The 11743-nt window shown below is 68.2% G+C and carries 16 protein-coding genes; 7 read left to right on the forward strand and 9 right to left on the reverse strand.

All coding sequences use genetic code 11. The annotated features are described in order from the left end of the window. Positions 1 to 25: 25 nt before the first annotated feature. From IXW21_RS05445 to IXW21_RS05455, 3 genes are read left to right on the forward strand one after another with little or no spacing between them, the layout of a single operon-like run. On the forward strand, positions 26 to 379 hold the full coding sequence (locus IXW21_RS05445; protein WP_194763256.1) for a DUF3099 domain-containing protein: 354 nt from the start codon (positions 26 to 28) through the stop codon (positions 377 to 379). After that, positions 376 to 570, forward strand: a complete 195-nt coding sequence (locus IXW21_RS05450) for a hypothetical protein (protein WP_194763257.1) — start codon at positions 376 to 378, stop codon at positions 568 to 570. The genes IXW21_RS05445 and IXW21_RS05450 overlap by 4 nt, the downstream gene beginning before the upstream one ends. Then, a complete protein-coding gene (locus IXW21_RS05455) occupies positions 567 to 1379 on the forward strand; it encodes an SURF1 family protein (RefSeq protein ID WP_194763258.1) in 813 nt (270 codons plus the stop codon). The genes IXW21_RS05450 and IXW21_RS05455 overlap by 4 nt, the downstream gene beginning before the upstream one ends. Positions 1380 to 1401: 22 nt before the next feature. On the opposite strand, the gene IXW21_RS05460 is transcribed toward IXW21_RS05455, so the two are convergent. From IXW21_RS05460 to IXW21_RS05485, 6 genes are all read right to left on the reverse strand, one after another. After that, complete coding sequence (locus IXW21_RS05460; protein ID WP_194763259.1) at positions 1402 to 2058, reverse strand: HAD family hydrolase; 657 nt, start codon at positions 2056 to 2058, stop codon at positions 1402 to 1404. Further along, positions 2046 to 2480 carry a cupin domain-containing protein gene (locus tag IXW21_RS05465; protein WP_194763260.1) on the reverse strand — a complete coding sequence of 145 codons (435 nt, stop codon included), beginning with the start codon at positions 2478 to 2480 and terminating at the stop codon, positions 2046 to 2048. Before IXW21_RS05465 ends, IXW21_RS05460 begins: the two co-directional genes overlap by 13 nt. Continuing rightward, a complete protein-coding gene (locus tag IXW21_RS05470; protein WP_416361087.1) occupies positions 2477 to 2992 on the reverse strand; it encodes a pyridoxamine 5'-phosphate oxidase family protein in 516 nt (171 codons plus the stop codon). The genes IXW21_RS05465 and IXW21_RS05470 overlap by 4 nt, the downstream gene beginning before the upstream one ends. Positions 2993 to 3145: 153 nt before the next feature. Next, positions 3146 to 3754: a pyridoxamine 5'-phosphate oxidase family protein gene (locus IXW21_RS05475; protein WP_194763262.1), complete on the reverse strand. Its 609-nt coding sequence runs from the start codon at positions 3752 to 3754 to the stop codon at positions 3146 to 3148. A gap of 32 nt (positions 3755 to 3786) precedes the next feature. Then, the gene (locus IXW21_RS05480) at positions 3787 to 5385 is read right to left on the reverse strand and encodes an ABC-F family ATP-binding cassette domain-containing protein (protein ID WP_194763263.1); all 1599 of its coding nucleotides are present in this window, start codon (positions 5383 to 5385) and stop codon (positions 3787 to 3789) included. Between the two features lie 74 nt (positions 5386 to 5459). Next, a complete protein-coding gene (locus IXW21_RS05485; RefSeq protein WP_194763264.1) occupies positions 5460 to 5777 on the reverse strand; it encodes a CHY zinc finger protein in 318 nt (105 codons plus the stop codon). Positions 5778 to 5888: 111 nt separating this feature from the next. Between IXW21_RS05485 and IXW21_RS05490 the strand changes: the two genes are divergently transcribed. The 4 genes from IXW21_RS05490 to IXW21_RS05505 all read left to right on the forward strand — a co-directional run bounded on the left by IXW21_RS05490 (position 5889) and on the right by IXW21_RS05505 (position 9880). Beyond that, a complete protein-coding gene (locus tag IXW21_RS05490) occupies positions 5889 to 6509 on the forward strand; it encodes a DedA family protein (RefSeq protein WP_194763265.1) in 621 nt (206 codons plus the stop codon). Between the two features lie 5 nt (positions 6510 to 6514). Continuing rightward, positions 6515 to 7789 carry a sensor histidine kinase gene (locus tag IXW21_RS05495; protein WP_194763266.1) on the forward strand — a complete coding sequence of 425 codons (1275 nt, stop codon included), beginning with the start codon at positions 6515 to 6517 and terminating at the stop codon, positions 7787 to 7789. Continuing rightward, complete coding sequence (locus IXW21_RS05500; protein ID WP_194763267.1) at positions 7786 to 8457, forward strand: response regulator; 672 nt, start codon at positions 7786 to 7788, stop codon at positions 8455 to 8457. Before IXW21_RS05495 ends, IXW21_RS05500 begins: the two co-directional genes overlap by 4 nt. 106 nt (positions 8458 to 8563) lie before the next feature. Continuing rightward, positions 8564 to 9880: an acyltransferase family protein gene (locus tag IXW21_RS05505; RefSeq protein WP_194763268.1), complete on the forward strand. Its 1317-nt coding sequence runs from the start codon at positions 8564 to 8566 to the stop codon at positions 9878 to 9880. On the opposite strand, the gene IXW21_RS05510 is transcribed toward IXW21_RS05505, so the two are convergent. Genes IXW21_RS05510 through IXW21_RS05520 form a run of 3 tightly spaced genes read right to left on the reverse strand, consistent with a single transcriptional unit; the run spans position 9827 to position 11701 of the window. Continuing rightward, positions 9827 to 10420: an energy-coupling factor transporter transmembrane component T family protein gene (locus tag IXW21_RS05510; RefSeq protein ID WP_194763269.1), complete on the reverse strand. Its 594-nt coding sequence runs from the start codon at positions 10418 to 10420 to the stop codon at positions 9827 to 9829. The two genes, IXW21_RS05505 and IXW21_RS05510, sit on opposite strands and share 54 nt — an antisense overlap. Then, positions 10417 to 11109: an energy-coupling factor ABC transporter ATP-binding protein gene (locus IXW21_RS05515; protein ID WP_194763270.1), complete on the reverse strand. Its 693-nt coding sequence runs from the start codon at positions 11107 to 11109 to the stop codon at positions 10417 to 10419. Before IXW21_RS05515 ends, IXW21_RS05510 begins: the two co-directional genes overlap by 4 nt. After that, on the reverse strand, positions 11099 to 11701 hold the full coding sequence (locus tag IXW21_RS05520) for a biotin transporter BioY (RefSeq protein WP_194763271.1): 603 nt from the start codon (positions 11699 to 11701) through the stop codon (positions 11099 to 11101). The genes IXW21_RS05515 and IXW21_RS05520 overlap by 11 nt, the downstream gene beginning before the upstream one ends. Positions 11702 to 11743: the final 42 nt, after the last annotated feature.

Consider the following 11743-nt stretch of genomic DNA (forward strand, 5'->3'; position numbering starts at 1 on the left):
TGAGGCGGCGTAGGCTTGACTCATCGTGAAGAGCAAGCACCTGGTCCCTGCTGTGACCTCCCTGCCGCAGTCGCCGCAGGCCGAGGCAGACCACCGCGTGCGTCGCTATGCACTGACGATGACCATCCGCATCGTCTGCTTCGCCCTCATGATGATCGTGCAGCCCTACGGCTGGTACACCTGGGTCTTCGCCGCCGCCGCTGCAGTACTGCCGTACATCGCCGTCGTGTTCGCGAACGCGGGGAGCGACAGCACGGAGACGACCGCGGAGTCGCCGTTGCAGGAGCTCGAAGCACCCGCTGTGGTCGCTGAGGAGCCGTCGTCGCTGTCAGACCCTCAGGTCTTCAGGATCCGGGAGAGCGGCCGGGACGACGCGTGAGCGAGCTGGAGTGCTCGCGTGCCGGCTGCCGGAACGCGGCGACGGCCCAGGTCGTGTGGAGGAATCCGCGCATCCACTCCGTTGATCGCGAGAAGGTGTGGCTCGCCTGTGCCGAGCACGTCGACTTCCTTCGCGACTACCTGGCCGCCCGGGACTTCCCCGTGACCGTGAGAGACGGTGTTCCTTCGTGAGTTCCCGCCTGACCCGCTGGACCGTCTATGTTCTGATCGCGATCGGCTTCGCGATCGGCTGCGTCTTCCTCTCGCAGTGGCAGTTCGATCGCAACGCGTCGCGGGCCGAGCAGATCGAACTGGTCGAGAAGAACTACGATGCGGAACCCGTGCCGCTGGCTGACCTGATCGGCTCCGACGGCGAGCTCGACGCCGGGGATGTGTGGCATCCCGTCGTGCTCACCGGCGAGTATCTGAGCGACCAGCAGCTGCTCGTGCGCAACCGCCCGCACGGGGGGACCAGTGCGTTCGAAGTGCTGGTGCCGTTCCGCGATGCCGACGGCCGCGTCATCATCGTCGACCGCGGCTGGGTCCCGCCCGGAGACGGCGAGTCGCCGGATGCCGTGCCCGCCCCACCCGAGGGCGAGGTCGAGGTCACCGTCCGTCTGCGACCCGGCGAGCAGCTGCCCGCGTCGGGGCGCGGTGCGCCCGAAGGCCAGGTGCCCACCATCAATCTCCCCTCGATCGCAGCGCTCGTGGATGGAGACGTCGTGACGAGCGCGTACGGTCAGATCGTCAGCGAGAGCCCTTCCCCCGAGGTCGCGCTCGGCGGATTCGACTCCCCCACCGACGACCCGGGGCCCCACTTGTCGTATGCGATCCAGTGGATCCTGTTCGCGTTGATGGGTTTCATCTTCATCGGTTACATCATCCGCACCGAGATCATCAAGCACCGTGAAGAGCTCGAGGGCGCAACCGCCCCGGTCAAGAAGTCCCGGCGCCGCGACCGCGATGCCGACGTCGAGGACGAGCTGCTCGACGCACGCTGAGCCCCTCGATGCGCGGGACTGTTCACTGCGCGACGCCGCCGGCTGTGCGAAGCAGACGGGGCAGCTCATCGAGCGCCGAGATGCTCAGTCCGCGTCCTCCGTGTGCCTGATGACCGGCAGCGAAATGGACGAAGTGCGCGCCGAGCTCATCCGCGATCTCACGATCATGATTGGTATCGCCGATCAGGAGCACGCACGCCGCCGGCAGCCCGGACCCCGCCAGCCAGTCCTCGATCACGTCCCTTTTCGACGCGCGGTACGGATCGTCGATCGCAAGGATCCTCTCGAAGGCTCCGCTCACACCGTGGGGAGCCATCTGGAGTTCGAGCAGATCCGGCAGGGTCGCCGAGGCGAGCACCTGGCGGATCCCCATGCCCGCGATGTCACCAAGCGTCTGTCGAGCATACGGATGAAGACGTGACTCGCCTGCATGGACCGCCAGTCGACTCAGGTACTGCGTGACGGCCGCCTCGAAATGCTCATCGCCGATTCCGACGTCTCGATAGAAGTCCTTCAGCGGGAACCGGAAGAGGGACCGATAGTCGTGTGCATCGACGAGAGGCGACTCCTCGTGCTCGATCAGCAGGTCGTTCATCACCTGGAGGCAGATCTCGACGTCGTCGAGCAATGTGCCGTTCCAGTCCCAGCAGACGGCCCGGATATCGCTCAGAGAGTCCACGGCATGGGCCGCTCTGGCAGTCTCACGCTGTCGTCCGGCAGGTGAGGCAGGTGTTCTCCCCCGGCTCGGATGCACAACCAGCGCAGCTCCCCGGTGCTGTCCGGCACAGCCCGCCACGTGCGAGCAACCCCCTGACCCACCCGGACCACCGTTCCGGCACCGACGTCGACGATGTCGTCATCGAGCGCCATCTGCCCGCGCCCCTCGAGGAAGACGTAGAGCTCCTCGATTCGCGAATGCACGTGCCAGTACCCCGCTTGCTCTCCCGGCGCGAGCGCGTTCGCCGTGAGGCCCATGTACTGCATCGTGAGCTCGTGATCGACGACTCGGCGACCGTCTCGCGATCGTGCCTCGTCGAAGCCGCCGTGATGCGAGCGCCACTCGTCCAGCGCGCCGATTACGACCACCTCGTAATCGCTCACAGTCGGCCGCTCTCGGTGAGTTCATCGGCTGCTCGACCGCTGACCGTGCGGGTCCACCCCGTCGGACCGGGCTCGTAGACGATGCGCGAGTGGCGTCGATCGGTCTCACCCTGCCAGAACTCGACACGCGAGGGGATGATCCGCCAGAGCACCCACTCGCCCGAGGCGATTCCTTCGCGTGCCGCCGCCGATCTCGCGGCGAGGTCTGCGGCGCTCTCATCGGCGGATGCCTCGACGACGCGCCCGCGCACTCGAACCGCACGGACGATTGGCTGCCACCAGAAGTTCATCGCCGCGACCGGATGCGCTGCCAGTTGCGCGGCCTTGCGCGACGAGCGCGGTCCGGCGAACGCCCACCCGCGCTCATCGACGTCTTTGAGTATCAAAGTGCTCGCGTCGGGAACACCAGCGGCATCGACCGTCGCGAGGGTGGCCGCCAGAGGCTCGACAACCTCGAGCGCGATCGCCTCCGAGAGCCACGACAGGAAGAGCTCGTCCGGATCATCCGGCAACGCTCTCGCGTCGAGAGGTGGTGCATCACCTGTGAGCGAAGGCTGGGCGCGCAGCCAAGCGGCGGTCGAACCGTGGTCAGAAGGAAGAGAGGATCTCACCCCACGACTATGCCATTGCGAGCGCGGGGACAGCAGGAACAGCCAGTATGCCGCTCAGCGCGTCTCTCGGCCCACGCTGCCCTCCATGACCGATGACACGCTCCAGCCCGCCTCGACCGCCTCGTAGACCACTCGCGTGTGATGCCGATCCCTCGATCCCTGCCAGAACTCGATCCGCGTGGGCACGATGCGCCACAGCACCCAATCCCCATCAGCGATGTCCGCCCGCGCGGCAGCGGAGCGCGCAGCGAGATCCGCGGCACTCTCCTCGGCGGTCGCCTCCTGCACACGTCCACGCACCCGCACCGCGCGTACCTGCGGCTGCCACCAGAAGTTCAGTGCCGCCGCCGGCGCGGCGGCGAGCTGTGCGCCCTTGCGGGACGACCGTGTGCTGGCGAACGCCCATCCGCGTTCGTCGATCCGCTTCAGGATGAGCGTGCGAGCGTCAGGCACTCCATCCGCATCGACCGTCGCGAGGGTCACGGTATGCGGCTCCGGCACGCCGGCCGCGTCTGCAGCTCGCAGCCACGACGCGAAGAGCTCGTTCGGGTCACGGGGCAACTCGTTGAGGTTCCACTCCGGGGCACTGCCGGTGAGAGCATGCCGCCCCCTCAGCCAGTCGTTGAGGGGGACGGAGTCGTGGTCCTGGTCGTCGTGCGTCACGTGATCGACTATGCCACGACAGTCGGCCCCGATCAGGCGAGTTCGATGAGGTCCTGATACTCCTGGCTCCAGATGTCCTCGACACCGTCGGGCAGGATCAGCACGCGCTCGGGGTTGAGTGACTGCACCGCGCCGGGGTCGTGCGAGACGAGCACGACGGCGCCCTCGTAGTGCGCGAGCGCGCCCAGGATCTCTTCGCGCGAGGCAGGATCGAGGTTGTTGGTCGGCTCGTCGAGCAGCAGCAGGTTCGCGGACGACACCACCAGAGTCGCGAGCGACAGACGTGTCTTCTCGCCTCCCGAGAGCACACCGGCGGGCTTCAGCACGTCATCGCCCGTGAACAGGAACGACCCCAGCACCTTGCGTGCTTCCATCTCGGTGATGTGCGGTGCGGCCGACACCATGTTCTCGAGCACCGAGCGATTGACGTCGAGGTTCTCGTGCTCCTGCGCGTAGTACCCGACCTTGAGTCCGTGGCCGGGCTCCAGCTGGCCGGTGTCCGGCTTGTCGACCCCAGCGAGCATCCGCAGCAGGGTCGTCTTTCCCGCACCGTTGAGTCCGAGCACGACGACCTTGGATCCGCGGTCGATGGCGAGATCGACATCGGTGAAGATCTCGAGAGAACCGTACGACTTCGAGAGTCCGGTCGCCATCATCGGGGTCTTGCCGCACGGGGCGGGCTTCGGGAAGCGCAGCTTCGCGACCCGGTCTTCCTGGCGGACGTCATCGAGTCCGGCGAGCAGCTTCTCGGCCCGAGCGATCATCTGGTGAGCGGCCGCGGCCTTCGATGCCTTCGCACCGAAGCGGGCCGCCTGCAGCTGCAGCGTGGTGGCCTTCTTCTCGGCGTTGGCGCGCTCCTTCTTGCGGCGCTCCTCGTCGGCCACCCGCTGGCGCAGGTAGTTCTTCCAGTTCATGTTGTACGTGTCGATGATCTGGCGGTTCGCGTCGAGGTAGAACACGCGGTTCACGGTCTCGCCGACGAGCTCGACGTCGTGGCTGATCACGATCAGCCCGCCCTTGTAGTTCTTGAGGAACTCACGCAGCCACACGACGCTGTCCGCGTCGAGGTGGTTGGTCGGCTCGTCGAGAATCATCGTCTCAGCGTCGGAGAAGAGGATGCGCGCGAGCTCGATGCGACGACGCTGACCACCCGACAGGGTCGACAGTGGCTGGTCGAGGATGCGGTCAGGCAGCGAGAGGTTGTTGGCGATGGATGCGGCCTCGGCCTCGGCCGCGTAGCCGCCCTGCGCCTCGAACTGCTCGGTGAGGCGCGCGTAGCGCTTCATCGCCTTGTCGGCGACCGCGGGATCGTCGGACCCCATCGCCAGGGCCGCCTCGGACATACCGAGGTTGAGCTGGCCGAGCCCGCGCGCGTCGAGGATGCGCGTGCGCGCCAGGTCCTCGGGATTGCCCGAACGGGGGTCCTGCGGCAGATAACCGAGTTCACCGGAACGCGTCACACTGCCACCCGACGGGAGGACATCGCCGGCGAGCACCTTGGTGAGCGTGGTCTTGCCTGCACCGTTGCGGCCGACGAGACCGATCTTGTCTCCGTCGCTCACGCGGAACGACACGTTCTCCATCAGGAGGCGTGCGCCCACGCGGATCTCGAGTTCGTGCACGGCAAGCACAGCGGGATGTCCGTTCGTTCAGGGGGAATCGGCCGAGCGGCCAAACTCCCAGTATAGATCGCTCGGCTGAGTGTTCAGTCGAAGTAGAGGCGGTGGTGCAGCCGACACCCGGGGTTGAAGCCCGCGGTGCAGCTCGGGCACGCGGACACCTCGAGATAGTCGGCTATGGTCAGCAGCGCACCGCACACACCGCAGAGCACTGCTTCGGTCGAGCGCGCATCCGTCGACCACTGGCGCGCATCATGGTCGGCGACCGCCTGGTGACACAGGTGACACGGATACCACTCACGACAGCAGGCGAATCGCAGGGCGATGACATCGAGCGGCCCGCCGTAGTGCTCGCAGCGCGTCTCGCCGTCGACGAGCAGTCCGTGAACGACCGTTCCACTCACAATGACACCACCGCCCGCAGATGTCGCGCCGGCGGATCTCCCTCTCCAGAGGGATGCGGTCGATACCTCAGAGTGATGCTCCACCCGCCACCTGCTTCCTAGCCTTCTCGGGTGGATGTTATCAACGAGCTCATTCTGCAGACCGTCGCGTCTCCTTGGCTGTTCGTCGTGCTGCTGGCGGTGACGATCGTCGATGGGTTCTTCCCGCCGGTTCCGAGCGAGACGGTGCTGGTCGCCGCCGCCGCGGTGCTGGCGTCGACCGGCGACGTCTGGGCGCTGCTGCCCCTGGGGCTCGTCGCTGCCCTCGGCGCGACGATCGGAGACAACCTCGCGTTCGCCCTCGGGCGCAGACTGGGCACCACCCGCTGGGCGTGGATGCGTCGGCCAGGGATCGCGCGGGCCTTCGCTCAGGCAGAGCGCGCACTCGCACATCGCAGCGCAGCCCTCATCCTGGGCGCCCGCTACATCCCGGTCGGCCGCGTGGCCGTCAACATGTCTGCCGGCGCACTGCGATTCCCCTGGCGCAGGTTCGTGCCCCTCAGCATCGTGGCCGGGATCAGCTGGAGCGCGCTCAGCCTCGCGATCGGCCTCCTGGCCGGCTCGTGGGTCCGAGACCAGCCGCTCGTCAGCGCGGCGATCGGCATCGCGGTCGCGCTCGTCATCGGCCTCGTCATCGACCGGGTCACCGCGCTTCGCCGTCGACGCGTGCCCGTTCCACAACTGGCAGGATGACTGTCATGGCACGTCGTCGGCCGCGCCCCGAGCGCGCTCTCCGCTTCAGCCGCCGAACTCTCGCGCTCGCGGCGCTCGGCGCTGTCAGCCTCATAGTCTTCTCCATCCTGGTGCCGCTCCAGGCCGTCCTGTACGGCACGCCGCTGCCTCTCGCGTTCATCCTCGGAGCGACATTGTGCGCGGCACCATTGCTGGCGATCTCGCGTCCGCGGTGGGCCATCGCCATGTTCTGCGTCGCCGCGTTCTCCCTCCCCCTGCTGGCGACTCCGACGCTCGCGACCACGGCCCCCTGGCCCTGGTCAGTGCCCGCGCTCCTCACCTTCGTGCTCGTCGTCGGGGTGACGACCTTCGTGCACGGCGCGCGACTGGGCGCCTTCCTCCTCGTCATCGGCGTTCTTCTCTCACTCACGGCGCCGCTGCTGCGACCTGAGACCGTGGCGACCGTTCCGACAGCCGGCAGCGCCACAGCCGACCTCATCGTGACGAGTTCCGTCGCCACCGCCATCTATCTTGTGGCGATCCTCGTCGCCGGACGGGTGCGTGTCTCGGCTGAGCTCACCCGCGAGCGCGAGCATTCGGCACTCGAGGAGTCGCGCCGCGCTCTCGTCGAGGAGCGCACGCGCATCGCCCGCGAGCTTCATGACGTGATCGCCCACAGCATGTCGGTGATCCAGGTGCAGGCCTCGACGGCGCGGTACCGGCTACCCGACATCGGGGAGGCGGAGGCATCCGAGTTCGAGAGCATCGCGGCCACCGCACGCTCCTCGCTCACCGAGATGCGCCGGATGCTCGGCGTCCTGCGCACAGAGGATCAGACGGCCGAGCTCGCTCCTCAGCAGGGGCTCTCCGACATCCCCGCGCTCGTCGACAGCATCAGGCGGGCGGGCGTCACGGTGGGCCTCGAGATCACGGGCTCCGTGACGGATGCGCCGCAGACCGCGCAGATCGCGGCATTCCGCATCGCGCAGGAAGCGCTGAGCAATTCCGTGAGACACGCCTCAGGTGCCGCGGTCACCCTGCGGGTGCGAGCGGATGCCGATGCGATCGACCTCCGGATCCGCAACGAACGCGCCGCCGCCCCTCCCGTGGCGGGCGGTGGAGGCTACGGGCTCCGCGGCATGCGCGAGCGCGTCGAACTGCTCGGCGGAACCTTCACTGCCGGACCGACCTCAGACGGCGGGTGGGAGGTCGTAGCCGTCCTTCCGCTCATCGACGCGACTAGCCGACCGGCTGCCACCGACTCCGCCGCGAATCCCCACCCCATCGAGGAGACCCCGTGACGATCACCGTACTCATCGCCGACGATCAGGCGATGGTCCGCGCCGGCTTCGCGGCCCTGCTGAACGCGCACGAAGGCATCCGCGTCGCCGGGCAGGCGGCGGACGGCGCCGAAGCGGTGACTCTCGCCGCTCGACTCGATCCCGATGTGATCCTGATGGACGTCAGGATGCCCGGGGTCGACGGCATCGAAGCCACGCGACGCATCCTCGGCCCGAACTACCGTGCCTCGCACGTCCCTCGCATCCTCATGCTCACCACCTTCGACATCGACGACTATGTCTACGACGCGCTCGAGGCGGGCGCGAGCGGATTCCTGCTGAAGGATGCGCTTCCCGAAGAACTGGTGCACGCCGTGCGCGTCGTCGCGGGCGGCGACGCGCTGCTCGCCCCCAGCGTGACGAGACGGATGATCGAGCAGTTCGCCGGGCGCCGCCCACGCGCGCCGCGCTCAGCGACCGCGCTGGCCGAGCTGACGGATCGCGAGCGCGAGGTACTGGTGCTCATCGGCAGGGGCAGGTCGAACAGCGAGATCGCCGGCGACCTCTTCATCGCCGAGCAGACGGTCAAGACGCACGTGGGCAAGGTGCTCGCCAAGCTCGGGGTACGCGACCGCGTGCACGCCGTGATCCTCGCGTACGACGCCGGCCTGGTCGAACCCGCCTCCTGACCCGGGGATCACACCTGGGTAGGGGGTCGAACCAGCCCGCAGGGTGATCCCTCGCGGGCCACCGCGTTCATACGCTCCTTGGACACCACTTCCGAGGAGGACTCCAATGACCGTCGTCGACGTGCCCCCGCTTGCCGCTCACCGACCCTCGATGTCGAGCGACCGTGACACCGGGATCGACCTGCTCCGCGCCCTCTGCGTGGTCGGTGTCGTGCTCCTGCACGCGATCATGGTGGGCGTCACAGTCGTCGACGGCAGCCCGGTGTTCGCGAACGCGAGCGAGGGCACCCGGTGGATCATTCCGGTGAGCTGGATGCTGCAGGTCATGCCGCTCTTCTTCATCATCGGCGGCTTCGCCGGGCTGATCTCGTACCGGCGCCAGTCCGAGCGTGGCGGCACGGCATCCGCCTTCGTCGCCTCCCGCGTGCACCGTCTGCTGCGCCCCGCGACCGTCGTGATCGGCATCATGGGAGCAGCGCTGGCGGCCCTCAGCCTCGCCGGTCTCCCTGCCGACATCGTCGCGACGGCGGGCTTCCGCTATGGCCAGCTCCTCTGGTTCCTGGGAGTGTTCCTGCTCTGCCAGGCCCTGCTTCCGACGCTCGCCCACGCGCACAGCCACATTCCAAAGACCGTGCTGGCCGCACTCGTGCTGGCCGCGCTGGGGATCGACGCGCTCCGCGCACTGACGGGCATCGAGGGCCTGGGTTTCATGAACCTCGCGTTCGTCTGGCTCGCACTCCAGCAGATCGGATTCTTCCTCGCCGACGGCGCCGTCGATCGGCTCAGCCGCAGGGTCCGCGGCATCGTGGGGGGCGCCTCCCTGACGGCGCTCGTCGCCACATTCCTCAGCGGGGTCTACTCCCCTGACCTCATCGCGAACATCAACCCGCCGACGTGCGCGCTGATCCTCGTCGGCATCGTGCACCTGTGCGCTGTGTCGCTGCTGCGCGACCGACTCTCGGACGTCAGCCGAAGCCCGGCGGCAGCGGCTTTCAGCAGGTTCGTGAACCGGCGCACGATGACCGTCTACCTGTGGCACATGCCCGTGCTGCTGGCGATGGCGGGCGTCTCAGCCGCCACCGCGATGATCGCGGGGCTTCCTCTGCCCGAACCGAGCAGCCTCGAGTGGTGGCTGAGCCGCCCGCTGTGGCTCGTGGCCGCGCTCGCACTCACGGCCGTAGTCGTGATCGCACCCACATCGATCGAGACGCACCCGGCGCCCGCGCTCTCGCGATCGACTCGCCGCATCGCCGCGGCCGTCACGATCGGCCTGCTCGCGGTCGTGCTTCTGCTCGTCGCCGGTACGAGCGTGCTGACCGCCGGTGTCGCTATGCTCGGACTCCTCTGCGCACGACGCCTCGCCCGTGGCTCACACCAGTCCGCGGGCCGCGAGGGCGTCGCCGACGTCGTCCGCGTGGCGTAACGTCCGCACCATGAGCGGCACGACGCCGCGCACCCCGAGACGAACACCCCGCGCCCGCTCGGCGTCTCGCACCGCGCCGGCGAAGGACGCGACGACGGGGATCATCGTCAGTGCGAGCGAGAGCGTCATCGCCACGGCATCGACATCGACGCCCACGCGGCTCAGCGGACCGAGCCCCCGATACAGCACCGCGAGGAGGTCTCCCATGCGCGTCGTCATCGTTAGCAGCGAGGCGAGCAGCACGAGGGCGACGATGCGTGCGACGCTGATCCAGGCGATGAGCGGTGACGCGAAGAACCACAGCGCGACACCGAGGATCAGCACGAGCCAACGCAACCGCCACACCTCGGCGCTGAAGGCGCGCACCGGAATGCGCGCGAGCAGATACAGACCACCGACGCCGAGCAGGGCCACGGCGATGCTCCCCGCGTCATGCGGATAGACCGACAGCACGATCGCCAGTGCGGCGAGCAGCGCGAGCTTCACGCCTGCCCCCATCCGATGCACGATGCTCGTGCCGCCTCGGTACTGCTGGATCATGCGCACAGAGCCAGGTATCGCGCGATGACGTCCTGCGGACGACCGGATGCCGCCAACGCACCACCCTCGAACAGCAGGGCGTGATCGCATCGCGCGGCGAGATCGAGGTCGTGCGTCACGAGGATCACCTGCGCGGGTGCCGCGAGAAGCAGATCGGCGATGCGACGCGCGTTGCGCAGATCGAGCAGAGTCGTCGGCTCGTCGGCGACGATCAGCATCGGCTCCGTGATGAGCACCGAGGCCAGAGCCAGCATCTGCTTCTGTCCGCCCGAGAGGTCGGATGCCGGAACATCCGCATGCTCGGCGAGGCCGTGCTCGGCCAGCACTGCCGCCACTCGCCGCTCCAGGTCGGCGCGAGGCGACCCGCGCAGCGAGAGAGCAAGGTCCTCGGCGGGCGTCGGCATGAGAATCTGCGACTGCGGGTCGGTGAACACGAAGCCGACACGACGGCGCAGAGCGGAGGTCTCCCGCCGCGTGTCGAGTCCGTGTACGCGCACCTGTCCTGCGGTCGGAAGGACGAGTCCGTTGAGGAGACGCGCGAACGTCGACTTTCCTGATCCGTTTGCCCCGATCACCGCGATCCTCGACGCCGTGAGATCGACACTGACGTCGCGGAGGATCACGCGGCCGTCCCGCTCCACCGACACTCGGTCGAGCGCGACGTCGCGGGTCTGCGTCTCAGGCCGCACGTGCCGAGGCGGCGGCGGCGGTGATCCGATCTCCGAACGCACGCGGGTAGGCGCGATTCAGCGCGAGGGCCAGCGCGGTCGCCGCGGCCGCCTTGAGCAGGTCCCCCGGCAGGAAGACGAGACTCGACAGAGCTGTCGGCAGCAGGTCGACTCCCAGCACGAGAGACTGCACCGGGATCCCGAAGAGGTACACCACGAGGATGCCTCCGGCCACCGTGGCGAGCAGGATCCGCCACCAGGTCAGGCGACCGGTGCGGACGATCAGTCCGACGACCACGACGCCGGCGATCCACCCGACGAGGTAACCGGCTGTCGGCCCCACGAACACCCCGAGGCCTCCCCGCCCACCTGCGAGCACGGGCAATCCGACCGCAGCGAGTGCAAGCACGAGCAGCACCGACAGCGGTGCGAGCCGCGGACCGAGAATCACCCCAGCGAGCATCACGCCGAGCGTCTGCGCCGTGATCGGCACACCGCCCGGAATCGGGACGGTGACCGTGCCGAGCACGGTGATGAGTGCCGCGAAGAGCGCGACTCTCGCGAGGTCTCGGCCGAGGTCCCCCCGCTGCCTCCTGGTGTCCTGCAGAGCCATCCGGACTTCCTTCCTGAACAGTGTTCTCGTGAACGGTGTTCA

The organism is Microbacterium sp. UFMG61 (assembly GCF_015354505.1).
GTDB lineage: Bacteria > Actinomycetota > Actinomycetes > Actinomycetales > Microbacteriaceae > Microbacterium.